Genomic DNA, 15,472 nt, shown 5'->3' with positions numbered 1-15,472 from the left:
ACTTCGCTTTAGCGATCTCACGCTACTTTGGACCGGACAGTGAACAGGCGCTGCAAACTGATCTGCAAACCAGAAACAAGAAAGCCGCCCCGAAGGGCGGCTAACTGTTTGTAATCGCGATGGAGGCCTGACCGGGAATCGAACCCGGGTGCAAGGATTTGCAGTCCTCTGCGTCACCACTCCGCCATCAGGCCATTTGAGTCTCGAAACCGAGCCCCGAACCATCGCGAGGGGCGTCAGCTATCAGATCGGATTGTCGGCTGCAACGCACGGACCTATAAGCGCCGCAGATTTATTTGCTTACGCCGACCTGAAGGACTTCGGAACCATGGATTTCGCCGCTGCACGCAAGGTCATGCTGGACTCGCAAGTCCGTGTGAACGACGTCACGGACCGCGACCTGCAGGCGGCTTTCGGGGCCGTCGAGCGCGAACGCTTCTGCGCCGCTGACCGCGCCTTTTCCGCCTATGCCGATATCGAGCCGGAAGTGGCGGGCGAGCGTCGCCTGATGCTGCCGCGCGACCTGGGCAAGCTGATGCAGGCGCTGGACGCCCGCGCCGGTGAAAAGGCGCTGGTCATGGCGGGGCCCTACGCCGCCGCCGTTCTGGCGCGCATGGGCCTGAGCGTGACGGTGCAGGATTCGGACGCCGCGGTGTTCGAGGCGACGGGCGCGGCCCTGGCTGAAGAAGGCGTCGCCACCGTGGTCGCACCGCTGAGCCAGCCGCAGGGCGAGGGCTATGACCTGATCGTCAGCGAGGCTGCGGTGCCGGTGCGTCCCGAATCGTGGATCGCGGCTCTGCGGCCCGGCGGTCGGCTGGCCGTCGTTGAGCGCAGCGGACCGATCGGCAAGGCTGTGCTCTATGTCAGGGGTCGCGAAGGGGTTTCGCGTCGCGAATTGTTCGACTGTGCGCCGCCCGTGCTGAGCGAGTTGATTCCCGCGCCTGCCTTCGCGCTCTAAATGCGCTGAGGGCGAGCGACGGACTTCCGTGTCGTTAGCGTGAAAAAAACTTAACTGGCGTAAGGTGAGGCTTGCCTCCAACTACGCCATTGAAGGCACCACAGGCGCACCGTCGGGGCGTCAGGCAGGAACAGGTTCATGTTGAAACGCTCGCGCGCGCTCGCTTCAGTCGCTCTGGTCACTCTCGCGATGGGGGCTGGCGCGGCTCCTGCGTGGGCCGAGACCCTGCAGGAAGCGATCGGCCTGGCCTATCGCACCAACCCGACGCTGTTGGCCCAGCGCGCCAACCAGCGGGCGCTTGACGAGACGATCGTTCAGGCGCGCGCGGGCTTGCGCCCGACGGTCAGCGCTTCGGCCGGGATCGACTACAGCAGGACGCGGACGGATCGCGTGGCGACGGCGGGCCAGTCGATCGCTATCGACACCAACGGCGACAATATTACAGACGCGGTCGGCGTGCTACCTGGCTCGTCTATCGGCGGCACGACCGAAAGCGACGGCGCCACCGCCAGCGTCAGCCTGTCGCAGAATATCTGGACGGCTGGGCGCACTGCACGCGGCATCGACGCCGCCGAGGCCAATGTCCGCGCCGGCCGCGAGAACCTGCGTGATATCGAACAGCAGGTGATGGCCTCGGTCATTCAGGCCTATGCCGATGTGGTGAGGGACATGGAAATCCTGCGCATTCGCCAGGAGAACATCACCGTCCTGCGTCGTCAGCTCGACGAATCCAACGCCCGCTTCGAAGTGGGCGAGATCACCCGCACCGACGTGGCCCAGTCCGAAGCCCGTCTGGCCCAGTCTGACGCCGATCTGGCCAATGCCCAGGCGCAACTGTCCGTGTCGCGCGCGGCCTATGCCGCCGTGGTCGGCCAGGCGCCCGCCAATATGGAAACCTTGCCGGTCCTGCCGGGGCTGCCGACCGATTTCGACGGCGCGCTGGACGTAGCCCTGGCTGAGAACCCTGGCGTTCTGGCCGCGACCTACGCCCTGCAAGCGGCGGAGGCCAATGTGGCTGCGGCCCGTGCCGAATACCTGCCGTCGGCGCGTCTTTCGGCCTCCTACGGCGGCACGGCCAATGACCTGTCGGGCTTTGACCTGACCGATCGCACCAGCTTTACCGCCGGCGCGACCGTGTCGGTGCCATTGTTCACCGGCGGTCTGAACCGTTCGCGCGTGGCCCAGGCGCTTGAGCGCGCCAACGCCGCCCAGATCAGCGTTGAGGGCGAGCGTCGCGGCGTGCTGCAGAGCGTCAGCTCGGCCTACGCCCAGACCGTCGCCGCCAAGTCGACCTTGCAAGCCGGTCAGGAAGCCGTCCGCGCAGCCTCTGTCGCCGCCGAGGGCGTGCGTCAGGAAGCTCAGGTCGGTCTGCGCACCACGCTGGACGTGCTGAACCAGGAACTGGAACTGCGCTCGGCCCAGGTGACGCTGGCCAGCGCCAACCGCAATCAGTACGTCGCCCAGGCTCAGCTCCTGGCCGCCATGGGCCGTCTGGGCGGACCCGACCTGGACCCGACGATTGACGCCTATGACGCTGAGGCCAACTACAAGGCGGTTCGCAACCGTGGCGGTCTGCCGTGGGACGGCGTGGTCGAGGCGCTGGACCGCGTCGCTTCGCCTGGGATCACGCCCGCGACCGACGTCGAGGATGCGCCGATCGACACCCAGCTGAAGAGCGAAATCGTCCGCACCGCGCCCCGCAATTGACGCGAGGTTAGCCTGGCAGGCGAAAAACGTCCGTTGATTCCGACGGGCGTTGGTGCGACGACAGTGACAAGGGGAGGGCGAGTCTGTTTGCCCGGCCCTGATCGTCGCGCGCCGTCTGGCGCCTGTCGGCGATCCCCCTAAGGTTCAGCCCAGCTCGCCCAAGGTTCTGCCATGACCGACCAGACCGCCCAAGAACCGACGATGGAAGAGATTCTGGCGTCGATCCGCCGGATCATCTCTGAAGACGACGCGCCGGCCGAAACCGCCGCCGCAGCGCCCGAGCCGGTCGTGGAAGCCGCGCCGACGCCCGAGCCCGTGGCCGAAGCCGTTGAGCCGGCCCCGGTCGAGGACGAGGTTCTGGAACTGACCGAGCGCTATGAAGCGCCCGCCGCCGAGTCGATCGGCGACCTGGAAGTGGCCGACGTGGCTCCGTTCCCGGCGGCTGAACCGGCGCCCCAGCCGTTCGCCGCTCCGGTCTATGATTCTCTGGTCGGCGAAAGCGCCGCCGCCAGCGCCGCCTCGGCCTTCGCCGGTCTGGCCGCCACCTTCCAGAAGCCGGAAGCGCCCGCCGCATCCGCGCCGCAGGACCTGCCGTTCGTCAGCGGCAATACGGTCGAGGCCATGGTCCAGAACATGCTCCGCCCGATGCTGAAGGACTGGCTGGACGCCAACCTGCCGGGCATCGTCGAAGCCCAGGTACGCAAGGAAGTAGAACGCATCGCCCGCAACGCCGGCTAGCCCTTCGCTTCACCAGACACTAAGTCTTAGAGGGCGGCTCCGGCGGGGCCGCCCTTTCGCATTCAAGAAACCCACCCCTCATGCAGCGACGCACCGCGTGCGGAGCGGTAGGGACCTAAAGAGAAAAACAATGCTCGAGAAAACTTTCGAACCCCAGGCCGCCGAACCGCGTCTCTACGCCCAGTGGGAAGAGAGCGGCCTGTTCGCGCCGCGCGCCGCCAAGCCGACGGACGGGGCCGCCGACGCCTATTCGATCGTTATTCCGCCGCCGAACGTGACGGGCTCGCTGCATATCGGCCACGCGCTGAACAATACGCTTCAGGACATTCTGGCCCGCTATCACCGGATGAAGGGCAAGGCCGTGCTGTGGCTGCCCGGCACGGACCACGCCGGCATCGCGACGCAGATGGTGGTCGAGCGTCAGCTGGCGGCTGCGGGCGCGCCGGGACGCCGCGACATGGGCCGCGACGCCTTTATCGAGAAGGTCTGGGAGTGGAAGGCGGAGTCTGGAGGCACCATCGTGCGCCAGCTGCGCCGCCTGGGCGCCAGCTGCGACTGGTCGCGCGAGCGCTTCACCCTGGACGAGGGCCTGAACGCCGCCGTCCGCAAGGTCTTCGTCAAGCTGCATCAGGACGGCCTAATCTATCGCGACAAGCGGCTGGTGAACTGGGACCCTCATTTCCAGACCGCCATTTCGGACCTGGAAGTCGAGCAGCGCGAGCAGGACGGCCACTACTGGCACTTCGCCTATCCGCTGGCCGACGGCGTCACCTATGAGCACCCGACGACCTTCGACGAGGACGGCAAGGCCACCGAGTTTGAGACCCGCGACTTCATCGTCGTGGCCACCACGCGGCCCGAAACCATGCTGGGCGACACCGGCGTGGCGGTTCACCCCGATGACGAGCGTTACGCGGGTCTGGTCGGCAAGGAAGTCATCCTGCCGATCACCGGCCGTCGCAGCCCCATCGTCGCCGACGATTACGCCGATCCGACCAAGGGCTCGGGCGCGGTGAAGATCACGCCGGCGCACGACTTCAACGACTTCGGCGTCGGCAAGCGCGCCGGTCTGGCCGCGCTGAACGTGCTGGACGCCTTTGCGCGCATCACCAACGAGGACGTGCCGGAAATCCCCGCCGATCTGGTCGGTCTGGACCGCTTCGCCGCGCGCAAGGCCATCGTCGCCCGCGCCGAGGAAGAGAACTGGCTGCGCGAGATCGAGAAGACCAAGCACGTCGCCCCCCACGGCGACCGCTCGGGCGTGGTCATTGAACCTTGGCTGACGGATCAGTGGTACGTTGACGCTCATATACTTGCTCAACCGGCGCTGAAGGCGGTGGAGCAGGGCGACACGGTCTTCGAGCCCAAGAGCTACGAGAAGATTTATTTCGAATGGCTGCGCAACATCGAGCCCTGGTGCATCTCGCGTCAGCTCTGGTGGGGCCACCGCATTCCGGCCTGGTACGACGAAGACGGACAGATCTACGTCGCTGAAACCGAGGAAGAGGCCATCGCCCAGGCGGGCGGCAAGGCCCTGACGCAGGACGAGGACGTTCTGGACACCTGGTTCAGTTCGGCCCTGTGGCCCTTCTCGACCATGGGCTGGCCCGAGAAGACCGAGGATCTGGAGCGCTTCTATCCGACCAGCGATCTGGTGACGGCGGCGGACATCATCTTCTTCTGGGTCGCCCGGATGATGATGATGGGGATGCACTTCATGGACGGCGAGGTCCCGTTCAAGCGCGTCATCATCAATGGTCTGGTCCGCGACGAGAAAGGCCAGAAGATGTCGAAGTCCAAGGGCAACGTCATCGACCCCCTGGGCATCATCGACGAGCTGGGCGCAGACCCGCTGCGCTTCACCATGGCCATCCTGTCGGGCACGCGCGACATCAAGTTGTCGAAGCAGCGCATTGAAGGCTATCGCAATTTCGGCACCAAGCTGTGGAACGCCGCACGCTTCAGCCAGATGAACGAGGCCAAGCGGGTCGAGGGCTTTGATCCCGCGACGGTCGAGCAAACCATCAACCGCTGGATTCGCGGCGAACTGACCAAGGCCGAGCGTGCGGTGTCGGAAGCCATCGAGGGCGGTCGTTTCGACGACGCCGCCAGCGGCCTGTACCGCTTCGTTTGGAACGTTTTCTGCGACTGGTATCTGGAACTGGCCAAGCCGGTCTTCAACGGCGCGGATGAGGCTGCCAAGGCCGAGACGCGGGCCATGACTGCCTGGACCATCGACCAGACGCTGAAGCTGCTGCATCCGGTCATGCCCTTCATCACTGAAGAGCTGTGGGCCGAGCTGGGCAAGGAAGGCCCCGCCCGAGAAGGCCTGCTGATCGGCGCCGAATGGCCGGTCCTGCCGGACGCCTTCATCGACACGGCGGCGGAAGGCGAGATCGGCTGGCTGGTTGATCTGGTCGGTGAAATCCGCGCCCTGCGGGCCGAGATGAACGTGCCGCCGTCGGCCAAGCCGCCGCTGGCCTTCGTCGCCCCTGACGCCGTGACCGCCGAGCGGATCGCGCGCCATCGCGACCTGCTGCTGACCTTGGGCCGCGTGTCCGAGATCACGTCGGTCGAGGCTGCGCCCGCCGGGGCTGTGACCTTCGTCTCGGGCTCCACGACGGCGGCGCTGTCGCTGGCCGGGATCATCGACCTGACCGCCGAAAGGGCGCGTCTGGAGAAGGAGATCGCGGTCTTCGACAGCGACATCGGCCACGTGAACAAGAAGCTGGGCAACCCCAACTTCGTGTCGCGCGCCGCGCCGGAAGTGGTCGATGAGCAGCGCGCCAAGCTGGCCGAGGCCGAAGAGGGCAAGGTCAAGCTGCAGGCGGCGCTGGCCCGTCTGGATGCGATGGCCGGGGCGTGAGAAAGGTCCGGCTGGATCAGTTGCTGGTCACGCGCGGCCTGACGGAAAGTCGCGCCAAGGCCAAGGCGGCGGTCGAGGCGGGGGGCGTCACCGTGGACGGGGCGCCCGCCAAGTCGGCCTCCCAGTCGGTCAGCGATGACGCCGAGATCGGCTATGCCGCCGCTCACCGCTGGGTGGGACGCGGTGCGCTGAAGCTGGAACATGCGCTGGACCTGTGGCCGGTCGCGGTCGAGGGGCGGACGGTTCTGGATGTCGGCGCCTCGACCGGCGGATTCACCGAGGTCTGTCTGGATCGTGGCGCAGCGCGGGTCTTCGCCGTGGATGTCGGCTTCGGGCAGATGCATCCGAAGGTCGCTGCAGATTCGCGCGTGGTCAATTTGGAGCGGACGGACGCGCGGGATCTGACGCCTGAGATCATCTCCGAGGCGCCGTCGCTGATCGTCTGCGACGCCAGCTTCATCGGGCTGTCGAAGGTGTTGCCTGCCGTTCTTGATCTGGCGACGTCGGATGCGGACCTGATCACCCTGGTCAAGCCGCAGTTCGAAGGGGCAGGGCCCAAGGACGCGGGCAAGAAGGGCGTGGTCAAGGACCCGGAGGCCCATGCGGCGGCGGTCGAAGGCGTACGCGCCTGGCTGGGGAGCGTCGGCTGGAAGGTTCAGGAAACGGCGGAAAGCCCGATCACGGGCGGCGACGGCAACGTCGAGTTCCTGATGTGGGCTCGCCGGGCCTGATCCCCAGAGAATAGAGGGCCGCCGGATAACCGGCGGCCCTCTTCACGTCGTCGATCGACAGGGGGGCTGAAACTTAATCGACGACGCGATAGCGGCCGTTCTGGTCGGGGCAGGTGCGCACGTAGCGCGTCTCGCTGCGACCGTCGGGCAGACGAATGACGCTCTCGGCGAGTCGGCATTCGTCGTTGTTCTGGTTGTTTTGGTAGCGGTAATCCGGCGTGGGCTGGCTGTAGCCTTGGTCGTACTCGCGATAGTCGCGGCCGTAGCCGTCATCGTAGCGACGATCATAGCCCGAGTTGTCGTAGCCGTAGGCCGGCGGGACATAGGTTCCGCTATAGGACTGGTTGTAGCCGGTGTTCGAGCGATAACGGCTGTCGCAGTTGGCGGAGCTGTTGCCTACGCCTGCGCCGATGGCGGCGCCGAGCACCCCGCCCAGCACGCTGCCCTCGGTACGACGACCGCGCGCCGCCAACTGCGAGCCGGCCACGGCGCCGATGGCGGCGCCCAGCACGCCGCCGCTGGTCGCCCGGCTACGCTGATCGCCCACGCAGGGGTCATTGTAGCGACCCTGCGAGCCGTAGCTGTTGTAGGCGGGCGGATAGCCGTAGCCATAGGTCTGGGCGCTGACGACGCCCGGAGCCATGAGCGAACCGGCCACAGCGAGGGCGGCGACAGCAGCGGCGGATGCTTTTTTGGACAGATGACCGATCATCGTTCGTGTTCCTGTGACAGATCCCGAAGCTGAACGGCTTCGCTACGCTGTCTGTTGCATCCAGAAATAGGGGGGCGAAGCTGAACGGCTTTTGATCGCTTCGTTCATCTTCGTTCAGGTTTCAGATTTGGCGCGAGAGCGGCTAGAAGCCGGGCCATGACGCAAACGCTGACTATCGCCCGCATGGGCCACCAGGGCGACGGGATCGCCGAAACGCCCAACGGCCTCGTCTTCGTGCCTGGCGCCCTGCCGGGCGAAGTGATCTCGGCCGAGGTCAAGGACGGACGGGCGGAGCAGTTCGACCTGCTCGAACCCAGCCCGGATCGCCGCCCGATCCATTCCGAGACCTATGCTGAATGCGGCGTCGCGCCGATGCAGCACTGGGCGGACGAGCCCTATCTGGCGTGGAAGCGCGACGTCGTGATCCAGACGCTGGCGCGTGAAGGCATCGAAACCGAAGTCGAGGCGACCGTCGCCGTGCCGCAAGCGAGCCGCCGCCGTCTGGCGCTGCATGCGCGCAGCGGCCCGGGCGGGCGCGTCCTGCTGGGCTTCAAGGCGCGGCGGTCGTGGCGGCTGGTCGAACTGACCGACTGCCCCGTGTCTGATCCGGCGCTGATCGCAGCCCTGCCGGGTCTGGCCAAGGTGGCGGCGCCCTTCCTGGGGCATCCGAAGTCGGCGCCGACCCTGCACGTCACCCTGACCGACACCGGGCTGGACGTCGATGTGACCGGCGTGGAGAAGAAATCAGGCGGCCTGACGGCGGACGTGAGGGCGCGAGCCATCGCGGCGGCGCATGAGGTGGACCTGGCGCGGCTGAGCCTGGATGGCGATACCCTTGTGATGGCGCGTCAGCCGCGCATCACCTTTGGCCGGGCGACCGTGCCTCTGCCGCCTGGGGCCTTCCTGCAAGCGGCGCCGGCGGCTGAGGCGGCCATGGTCAGCCGCGCGGTCGAAGCGGTGCGGGGGGCCAAAAAGGTCGCCGACCTGTTCTGCGGCGCCGGCACCTTTACCTTCCCTCTGGCCGAGGTGGCCGGCGTCATCGCGGCGGATTCGTCTGCGGCTTCCATCGCGGCGTTGAAGGCGGGCGTGTCCACGGCTCAGGGCCTGAAGACCATTGAGGCCCAAGCGCGTGACCTGTTCCGCCGCCCGCTGTCGCCCTACGACCTCAAGGGCTGCGAGGCCATCGTCATTGATCCCCCGCGCGCCGGAGCCCTGGAACAGACCCAGCAACTGCCGGGGACCAAGGCCGGCCTCGTGGTCGGGGTGTCGTGCAATCCCCAGACCTTCGCCCGCGACGCCCGCATCCTGATCGACGCAGGGTTCCGGCTGGAGAAGGTCACGCCCATCGACCAATTCCTGTGGTCGACCCACGTTGAACTGGTCGGTGTCTTCCGGCGCTAAGGTCTGGTCGTCGCTCAATGACGGCCTCATAGAGAAGCGCACATGGAGCCCCGGCCTTGGATGGTCGGTAATAGGGATGCCCCTCATTTGATCGAGCAATATGGATGGTCCGAGCAACTGGCGGCGGCCCTTGCGCCGCACGCGCGGGCAGGCCACACGCCGGGGCGGGTCGTCCTTCAGCAAAGGGACGGCTATCTTGTCGTCACGGATCAGGGGGAACTGCGTGCCAAGGCTTCGGGGCGCCTGCTTCACGAGGCCAAGGAGATCGGTCATCCGGCTGTCGGCGACTGGGTTGCGCTGTCGCTGAGCCCACAGGAACGCACCGCCACCATCCACGCCATCCTGCCGCGCAGCACAGCCTTTGTCCGCCGGGCGGCGCACAGCTCGCGCGGGCTGCAGATCATCGCCGCCAACATCGATGTGGCCTTTATCGTCACCTCGCTGAACGCTGACCTGAATCCGCGACGGATACAGCGCTATCTGGCCGCCGCGTGGCAAAGCGGGGCCCGGCCCGTGGTGGTGCTGACCAAGTCCGATCTTAGCCCTGATCCAGAAGCGCTGGCCGCGGAGATCACTGCGCTGGACGTCGATTGCCCGGTGCTGTTGGTTTCAGCGCGGGAAGGGCTCGGCCTGGACGCCCTGGTCAACCAGGTGAAGCCCGGCGAAACCTGTGTCCTGATCGGCTCGTCCGGCGTCGGAAAGTCGAGCCTGGTCAACGCCTTCCTGAACGAGGATCGGATGGCCACCCAAGCTATCCGCGAGTCCGACGACCAGGGGCGCCACACCACCAGCCACCGCCAGCTGATCATGCTGCCCGGCGGCGGCATGATCGTCGACACCCCCGGTATTCGCGAAGTCGGCCTGATCGACGCCGAAGAGGGCGTCAGCGCAGTGTTCGATGACATCGAGCACCTACCCCAAGACTGCCGCTTCAGCGACTGCAGCCATGCCAACGAGCCGGGCTGCGCCGTGCGCGCCGCTTTGGAAGACGGGACGCTGGACCCCGACCGCTGGGCGCATTTCCAGAAACTGAAGCTTGAACTGGCGGCGGCGGAAGAGAAGGCGGACCGGGTGGCCAAGGACGCCGAGCGCCGTCGCCTCGCCGCCCTTCAGAAGCACTACCGCGCCACAAAGCGAAATGATCGCGGCTCTCGCGATTGATCCCCCGCGATCACCGGATCGTTTACCGAATCCAGGCGGATTCGCCGGGCAAACGGGCTAGGGGTGGGGTTCCACTCTCATGAGACATGACCATGCCTGCTTATACAATCGTCACCACCAGTGCGACCGAAGGCAGCGAGGCGGCTGAAGTCAGCACGCTCGCCGACGAGTTCGTCGATACCAGTGAAGCCCTGGGGTATTCGCGCCGCATGGCCGAAGAAATGGTCGGCATGGCCCGCCAGCTGATGCTGGACTTCGACTACAGCAATGTCGGCCTCTATGAGGGCGACCTGCTCGAAGAGGACCTGAACCCTGAGCATCCCTCGTTCATCGGGATCTGGGTGCTTGACCAGGACGGAGCCGCATTCGTCACCGCCGAGGAATTCGACGCGGGTGAAGTCGAGGCCGACGCGCCGTAGACCTGTTCCTCCAAAAGGATTTTCGCCTTGCCTGGACTTTGGCTCTCTCGCTGCGGAACAGGTGGGGCTGAAATGCCCTCGGGGCCGTGATTAGCCAAAGAGTAGGTTGGGCCTAATCCACCGCCCGGCAGTTGGCGGGGGCGCGATCGACGACGGTCCAGACGGCTCGGTCGCCCTTGCCACGCAGGTCGTGGTTGCTGGCCCTGTACCAGATGCCGTCGGCGGCGCGCTCCTGATAGAGATCGACCGCTTCGCCGTTAGAGGTGCGCAGTGTCGCCATCTGACGCGGATTGTCGAAATCGACGGTTAGTCGCTCGCTGTTGTCGCAGAGGTAAACCGCGCGGACGACGCGGTTCAGGGCACGATCCTGAATTTCAGCGCCGGTGCGACGGCTGGCCGTCTGGGCCTCCAGCGCGCGTTCACGAACCTCGTCTCCATCTGTCGGGGCGCTGCGTGGCTCTGGCGCGCAGGCGCCGAGCAAGGCGGTCAGGACGAAGGCCGGGGCGGCGCGAAGGAGCGGGTGCGACAAGCGAAGGCCTCCAAGGTCAAGCTGTGGCGTCAACGCACCGTGGCGGTGCGCGTTCCGCGTCGGGCGCGGAAGAAGGCGCGCAGGGTCTCGGCGGCGGGTTCGGCCATGACGCCGCCCTCGACGGCGGGGCGCCAGTGGCAGGTCGGCTGATCGAAGAAGCGACCGCCGTTGGCGACGGCGCCGCCCTTGGGATCGTCGGCCCCCCAGACGACCCGCCCGATGCGGGCGTGGCTGATGGCGCCGGCGCACATGGCGCAGGGTTCCAGCGTTACATAAAGTGTCAGGTCGGTCAGGCGATAATTCTGCAACGTTGCCGCAGCATCACGCAGGGCCACGATCTCGGCATGAGCCGTCGGATCATGGGCTGTTATGGGGCCGTTCTGCCCACGACCAACCACTTTGCCGGTCGATTCATCGACAATTACTGCGCCGACCGGCACTTCGCCCGCTTGCGCCGCAGCTTGCGCCAGATCGAGCGCCATGCTCATGAACCGCTCATCATGGATCGCCATCCCAAAGACAACGACAAGAACCCCCGCTTCCGTCAAGACGACGGCCCACGCGGTCCCCGTAAATTCGCCGGCGCGCGCCCCGACAAGGGCGGCTTCGCAGACCGCAAAGGCCCGCCACGCGGCGACCGCAAGGATGATCGCGGCGACAAGCCTTTTGTGAAGGGCGCAGGCAAGGGCGGCCCGAAAGGCGCCTCCGTCGGCAAGGAATCGGCTACGCCCGCTCGCAGCGAGCGAATCGCCAAGGCCATGGCCCGCGCCGGCATCGCCTCGCGCCGCGAGGTCGAGCGTCTGATCGGTCTGGGCAAGGTGGCGGTCAACGGCCGCATCCTGGACACGCCCGCGACCCTGGTGACGCGCGACGACGTCATCACCGTCAATGGCAAGCCGATGGGCTCTGCCCAGGCGACCCGCGTCTGGCGCTATCACAAGCCCGCCGGTCTGCTGACCAGCCACAACGACCCGGCGGGCCGTCCGACCGTGTTCGACGCCCTGCCCAGCGGTCTGCCGCGCGTGATCTCGGTCGGCCGACTAGACATGAACACCGAAGGTCTGCTGCTGCTGACCAACGACGGCGAGCTGAGCCGGGCGCTGGAAATGCCTGACACAGCACTGGTGCGCCATTACCGGGCCCGCGCCCGGGGCCGCATCACCCAGGCCGAGCTGGACAAGCTGAAGACCGGCTGCACCGTTGACGGCATCCACTATGGCCCGATGGAAGCGACCATCGACAAGGCCAAGGAAAAAGAGGACGGCGAGCGCAGCTCGGCCAACCTGTGGATCAGCGTCTCGATCACCGAAGGCAAGAACCGCGAAGTCCGCAAGGTTCTGGAGTCCATCGGTCTGACCGTGAACCGACTGATCCGTCTGGCCTATGGTCCGTTCCAGCTGGGCACTCTGCCCGTCGGGGCGGTCGAGGAAGTCGGCCCTCGCGTGATCCGCGAAATGCTGGCCGAGCACATCCGGCCCGAGAACCTGCCGACCGGCAACACCGTCTCGACGCCGGCGCCGATCCCCGGCCGTCGCACGTCTTCGCCCATCGTGGCGGGCCGTTCGGGTTCGGCCATGTCTGACCCCTCGCGCAAGCCCAGCCGCGTCCGTGCGGCCACGGAAGCCACCGAGAACGCTGTCGACCGTCGCGACCGTCCGGCCAAGAAGGAAGGCTGGGCCAAGTCCGCGCCCAAGTTCGAGCATACCAAGACCTTCAAGCCGCGCGCCCGACCGGAAGCCGCCCAGGGCGGCGAGTGGTCGGATCGCCCGCGCAAGCCCTTCAACCGCTCCGAGCCGCAACTGATTGACGACCGTCGCGCCCCCCGTGACGGCGCCAAGGGCGGTTTCGGCGACCGTCCGAAGCGTGACTTCGCGCCCCGCGACGGCGTCCGTTCAGGTGGCGACCGTCCGAAACGCGACTTCCAGCCTCGCGACGGCGCACCGCGCTCGGGTGGCGACCGTCCGCAACGCGATTTCAAACCGCGCGAGGGTGGGGCCAGCGACCGTCCGCAGCGGGACTTCAAACCGCGCGACGGCGCACCGCGTTCCGGCGGCAAGCCCGGCGGCTTCGGCGCCAAACCGGGCGGCTTTGGTTCCAAGCCTGGCGGCTCGCGTCCGACCGGCGGCGGGAAACCGTTCGGCGGCAAGCCTTCGGGCGGTCGTGGCGGTCCGCGCGGGCGCAGCTAAGGTCTGGACGGGGAGCTGACCATGGTCGAGGTCAAGGACGGCGCGCGTCTGGCGGGCCGTTGCCTTTGCGGCGAGGTGAGCTTCACCGCCGTGCCGCAGGGCGGGATGCACGCCTGTCACTGCGAGAGCTGTCGCCGGATTTCGGGCGGCGTCTCGCTGAGCGTCAACTGCGGCGACAGCGTCGCGGTTGTCGGCCCTGTCGCGACCTATTCTTCGTCGGAGTGGGCGGAGCGTCAGTTCTGCTCGGCCTGCGGTTCCGGTCTGTTCTGGCGGCTGAAGGCGGGCGGCATGACCATGGTCTCGGTCCAGGCCTTCGACGACCCCGCTATCTTCGCCTTCGAGGACGAGATCTACATCGACTCCAAGCCCGCCAACTATGAGTTCGCCGGCGAACGCCCGCGCCTGAGCGGCGCGGAGGTCGAGGCTCTGTACGCCCCAGGCGAGACCTGACATGCGGATCGTTGCGGGCAGCCTGAAAGGGCGCGCCATTCTCGCGCCCGAGGGGCAGAATACGCGTCCGACGTCTGACCGGGCGCGTCAGGCCATCTTCAACGTGCTGGAACACGCCTCTTGGGCCGAGGGCCTGCGCGATGCGCGGGTCATGGACATCTACGCCGGGTCGGGCGCACTCGGTTTCGAGGCCCTGTCGCGCGGCGCGGCCTTCGCCCTGTTCGTCGAGATCGACGACGGCGCGCGCGGCGTGATTCGCGAGAACATGGACGCCTATGGCCTGTTCGGTCGGGGGCGGGTTCATCGACGCAGCGCCATCGACCTGGGCGAGCGTCCCGGCTCGGTGGGCGAGGCCTTCGACCTGGCCTTCCTCGATCCGCCCTACGCCAAGGGCCTGGGCGAACAGACGCTGGCGCGGCTGCGCGAAGGCCAGTGGCTGAAGCCCGGCGCCATTGTGGTGTTCGAGCGCGGCTCGGACGAACCGGATATCGACACGCCAGGCTATGAGCGTCTGGACACGCGCGACTATGGCGCGGCGCGGGTCCTGTTCCTGAAAAGCGAACACTGATACCCATGGCGTCTGTCTTTGGGCGGACGCGGAGGGTGTCATGTTTGGACGGATTGCACGGCGCACACTAGTTGGCGCAGCCTTGGCTATCGGACTAGCTCCCGGCGTCGGGTGGGCGCAGGTCGCATCTGCGGCGATCCCAGGCTTTCCCCATGCCAAGGTCTATGTCGAGGCGAGCGAAGGGGCCCGGCCCGTGGTGGTGATCCTGCACGGCGCGGACGGCGGGACCGAAGCGGGCGACCGATTCGGTCCGATCCTGGCCGGGATGGGCTATGCGGCGGTGGGGCTGCCCTATTATTCGCCGGACTGGGCCGAGTTTGGCCCGCCCAAGGCTCTGCCCGAGATCGCCGGCAGCTTTATCGACATTCGCGTAGACCAACTGGCCGAGCTGCGCGACGCCTTGCGTGGTATGCCCGGCGTCGATGTGGAGCGGTTCGGGTTGTTTGGCGCTTCCAAGGGGGCGGAGTTCGCCCTGATCGCGGCCAGCCGCTACGACTGGATCGACGCGGTCGTCGCCTATGCGCCCACAGACGTGGTCTGGGAGGGCTGGGGCCTGGAGACGCTGGAGGCCGAGGACACGCGCTCTTCGTTCTCGTTCGACGGAACGCCGCTGCCCTTCATGCCCTATCGCGGATTCGTCGAAGGGCTGCTGGCGGGACCGGGCAAGGCGGACCTGCGGGCCATCCACGCCAATGGGCGGGCGGACCACCCTCAGAAGGAGGTAGAGGCGCGCATTCCGGTGGAGGCCTATGCCGGGCCGCTGATCTTGATTGCGGGCGAGCGGGACGCCCAGTGGGATTCGGCGGCGGCGGCGCGGGCCATCGTGGCGTCTCGTGAAACGGCGGGGCGGGAGACGACCGCCCTGATTTATCCCGAGGCGGGGCATGATCTGGTCGGCGACGGCGGGCCGCGCGACAGCCCGCGCAGCGGCGGTTCGCCCGAGGCCGACGCAGCGGCGCGTCAAGACGCTTGGCCCCAGGTGACGGCCTTCATGGCGGCGGCGCTGAAACCCTGACGGACGCACGCGACCTCTGTGTCGCGCGCGT

15 protein-coding genes and 1 tRNA gene are annotated in these 15,472 nt (G+C 67.1%); 12 read left to right on the top strand and 4 right to left on the bottom strand.

Features of this window, described 5'->3' with window-relative positions:
• Nucleotides 1-120: 120 nt before the first annotated feature.
• Nucleotides 121-194, bottom strand: a tRNA-Cys gene (locus HX774_RS14540).
• 134 nt (nt 195-328) lie between these two features.
• Here HX774_RS14540 and HX774_RS14535 point away from each other — a divergent pair.
• From HX774_RS14535 to HX774_RS14515, 5 genes are all read left to right on the top strand, one after another.
• On the top strand, nt 329-958 hold the full coding sequence (locus HX774_RS14535; RefSeq protein ID WP_178827861.1) for a protein-L-isoaspartate O-methyltransferase: 630 nt from the start codon (nt 329-331) through the stop codon (nt 956-958).
• A gap of 138 nt (nt 959-1,096) precedes the next feature.
• A complete protein-coding gene (locus tag HX774_RS14530; RefSeq protein ID WP_178827859.1) occupies nt 1,097-2,665 on the top strand; it encodes a TolC family outer membrane protein in 1,569 nt (522 codons plus the stop codon).
• A gap of 171 nt (nt 2,666-2,836) precedes the next feature.
• Complete coding sequence (locus HX774_RS14525) at nt 2,837-3,403, top strand: DUF2497 domain-containing protein (RefSeq protein ID WP_114816563.1); 567 nt, start codon at nt 2,837-2,839, stop codon at nt 3,401-3,403.
• Nucleotides 3,404-3,533: 130 nt separating this feature from the next.
• A complete protein-coding gene (locus HX774_RS14520) occupies nt 3,534-6,269 on the top strand; it encodes a valine--tRNA ligase (RefSeq protein ID WP_178827857.1) in 2,736 nt (911 codons plus the stop codon).
• Nucleotides 6,266-7,000: a TlyA family RNA methyltransferase gene (locus HX774_RS14515; protein ID WP_178827855.1), complete on the top strand. Its 735-nt coding sequence runs from the start codon at nt 6,266-6,268 to the stop codon at nt 6,998-7,000. The genes HX774_RS14520 and HX774_RS14515 overlap by 4 nt, the downstream gene beginning before the upstream one ends.
• A gap of 73 nt (nt 7,001-7,073) precedes the next feature.
• Here HX774_RS14515 and HX774_RS14510 read toward each other — a convergent pair whose 3' ends face one another.
• On the bottom strand, nt 7,074-7,712 hold the full coding sequence (locus HX774_RS14510) for a glycine zipper 2TM domain-containing protein (protein WP_178827853.1): 639 nt from the start codon (nt 7,710-7,712) through the stop codon (nt 7,074-7,076).
• Between the two features lie 156 nt (nt 7,713-7,868).
• On the opposite strand from HX774_RS14510, the gene HX774_RS14505 reads away from it, so the two are divergent.
• The 3 genes from HX774_RS14505 (at nt 7,869) to HX774_RS14495 (ending at nt 10,693) form a co-directional block, all read left to right on the top strand.
• Entirely contained in the window at nt 7,869-9,113 is a 1,245-nt protein-coding gene (locus HX774_RS14505; protein ID WP_178827851.1) for a class I SAM-dependent RNA methyltransferase, read from the top strand.
• A gap of 87 nt (nt 9,114-9,200) precedes the next feature.
• Complete coding sequence (gene rsgA, locus HX774_RS14500) at nt 9,201-10,274, top strand: ribosome small subunit-dependent GTPase A (RefSeq protein WP_178827850.1); 1,074 nt, start codon at nt 9,201-9,203, stop codon at nt 10,272-10,274.
• A 92-nt stretch (nt 10,275-10,366) separates the two neighbouring features.
• Nucleotides 10,367-10,693, top strand: a complete 327-nt coding sequence (locus HX774_RS14495) for a hypothetical protein (RefSeq protein ID WP_178827848.1) — start codon at nt 10,367-10,369, stop codon at nt 10,691-10,693.
• Between the two features lie 112 nt (nt 10,694-10,805).
• Here the strand turns inward: HX774_RS14495 and HX774_RS14490 are convergent, their stop codons facing one another.
• Both HX774_RS14490 and tadA read right to left on the bottom strand, forming a co-directional pair.
• A complete protein-coding gene (locus HX774_RS14490; RefSeq protein ID WP_178827846.1) occupies nt 10,806-11,222 on the bottom strand; it encodes an MliC family protein in 417 nt (138 codons plus the stop codon).
• A 29-nt stretch (nt 11,223-11,251) separates the two neighbouring features.
• Nucleotides 11,252-11,710: a tRNA adenosine(34) deaminase TadA gene (gene tadA / locus HX774_RS14485; protein ID WP_178827844.1), complete on the bottom strand. Its 459-nt coding sequence runs from the start codon at nt 11,708-11,710 to the stop codon at nt 11,252-11,254.
• A 12-nt stretch (nt 11,711-11,722) separates the two neighbouring features.
• On the opposite strand from tadA, the gene HX774_RS14480 reads away from it, so the two are divergent.
• From HX774_RS14480 to HX774_RS14465, 4 genes are all read left to right on the top strand, one after another.
• The gene (locus tag HX774_RS14480) at nt 11,723-13,408 is read left to right on the top strand and encodes a pseudouridine synthase (RefSeq protein WP_178827842.1); all 1,686 of its coding nucleotides are present in this window, start codon (nt 11,723-11,725) and stop codon (nt 13,406-13,408) included.
• A 21-nt stretch (nt 13,409-13,429) separates the two neighbouring features.
• Complete coding sequence (locus HX774_RS14475) at nt 13,430-13,858, top strand: GFA family protein (protein WP_255500469.1); 429 nt, start codon at nt 13,430-13,432, stop codon at nt 13,856-13,858.
• Between the two features lies 1 nt (nt 13,859).
• A complete protein-coding gene (gene rsmD, locus HX774_RS14470) occupies nt 13,860-14,426 on the top strand; it encodes a 16S rRNA (guanine(966)-N(2))-methyltransferase RsmD (protein WP_114816555.1) in 567 nt (188 codons plus the stop codon).
• A gap of 82 nt (nt 14,427-14,508) precedes the next feature.
• The gene (locus HX774_RS14465; RefSeq protein ID WP_178827840.1) at nt 14,509-15,441 is read left to right on the top strand and encodes a dienelactone hydrolase family protein; all 933 of its coding nucleotides are present in this window, start codon (nt 14,509-14,511) and stop codon (nt 15,439-15,441) included.
• Nucleotides 15,442-15,472: the final 31 nt, after the last annotated feature.

The organism is Brevundimonas sp. P7753 (assembly GCF_013386595.1).
Taxonomy (GTDB): Bacteria; Pseudomonadota; Alphaproteobacteria; order Caulobacterales; family Caulobacteraceae; genus Brevundimonas; species Brevundimonas bullata.
The sequence above is the reverse complement of the archived record's forward strand: the minus strand, read 5'-3'. Positions and strand labels throughout refer to the sequence as shown.

What these genes read in the sequence shown, in the direction of transcription:
- HX774_RS14535 (WP_178827861.1), top strand. Translation starts at nt 329, where the DNA reads ATGGATTTCGCCGCTGCACGCAAGGTCATGCTGGACTCGCAAGTCCGT.
- HX774_RS14480 (WP_178827842.1), top strand. Translation starts at nt 11,723, where the DNA reads ATGGATCGCCATCCCAAAGACAACGACAAGAACCCCCGCTTCCGTCAA.
- HX774_RS14530 (WP_178827859.1), top strand. Translation starts at nt 1,097, where the DNA reads ATGTTGAAACGCTCGCGCGCGCTCGCTTCAGTCGCTCTGGTCACTCTC.
- HX774_RS14495 (WP_178827848.1), top strand. Translation starts at nt 10,367, where the DNA reads ATGCCTGCTTATACAATCGTCACCACCAGTGCGACCGAAGGCAGCGAG.
- HX774_RS14505 (WP_178827851.1), top strand. Translation starts at nt 7,869, where the DNA reads ATGACGCAAACGCTGACTATCGCCCGCATGGGCCACCAGGGCGACGGG.
- HX774_RS14510 (WP_178827853.1), bottom strand. Translation starts at nt 7,712, where the DNA reads ATGATCGGTCATCTGTCCAAAAAAGCATCCGCCGCTGCTGTCGCCGCC.
- tadA (WP_178827844.1), bottom strand. Translation starts at nt 11,710, where the DNA reads ATGAGCATGGCGCTCGATCTGGCGCAAGCTGCGGCGCAAGCGGGCGAA.
- rsmD (WP_114816555.1), top strand. Translation starts at nt 13,860, where the DNA reads ATGCGGATCGTTGCGGGCAGCCTGAAAGGGCGCGCCATTCTCGCGCCC.
- HX774_RS14475 (WP_255500469.1), top strand. Translation starts at nt 13,430, where the DNA reads ATGGTCGAGGTCAAGGACGGCGCGCGTCTGGCGGGCCGTTGCCTTTGC.
- HX774_RS14520 (WP_178827857.1), top strand. Translation starts at nt 3,534, where the DNA reads ATGCTCGAGAAAACTTTCGAACCCCAGGCCGCCGAACCGCGTCTCTAC.
- HX774_RS14525 (WP_114816563.1), top strand. Translation starts at nt 2,837, where the DNA reads ATGACCGACCAGACCGCCCAAGAACCGACGATGGAAGAGATTCTGGCG.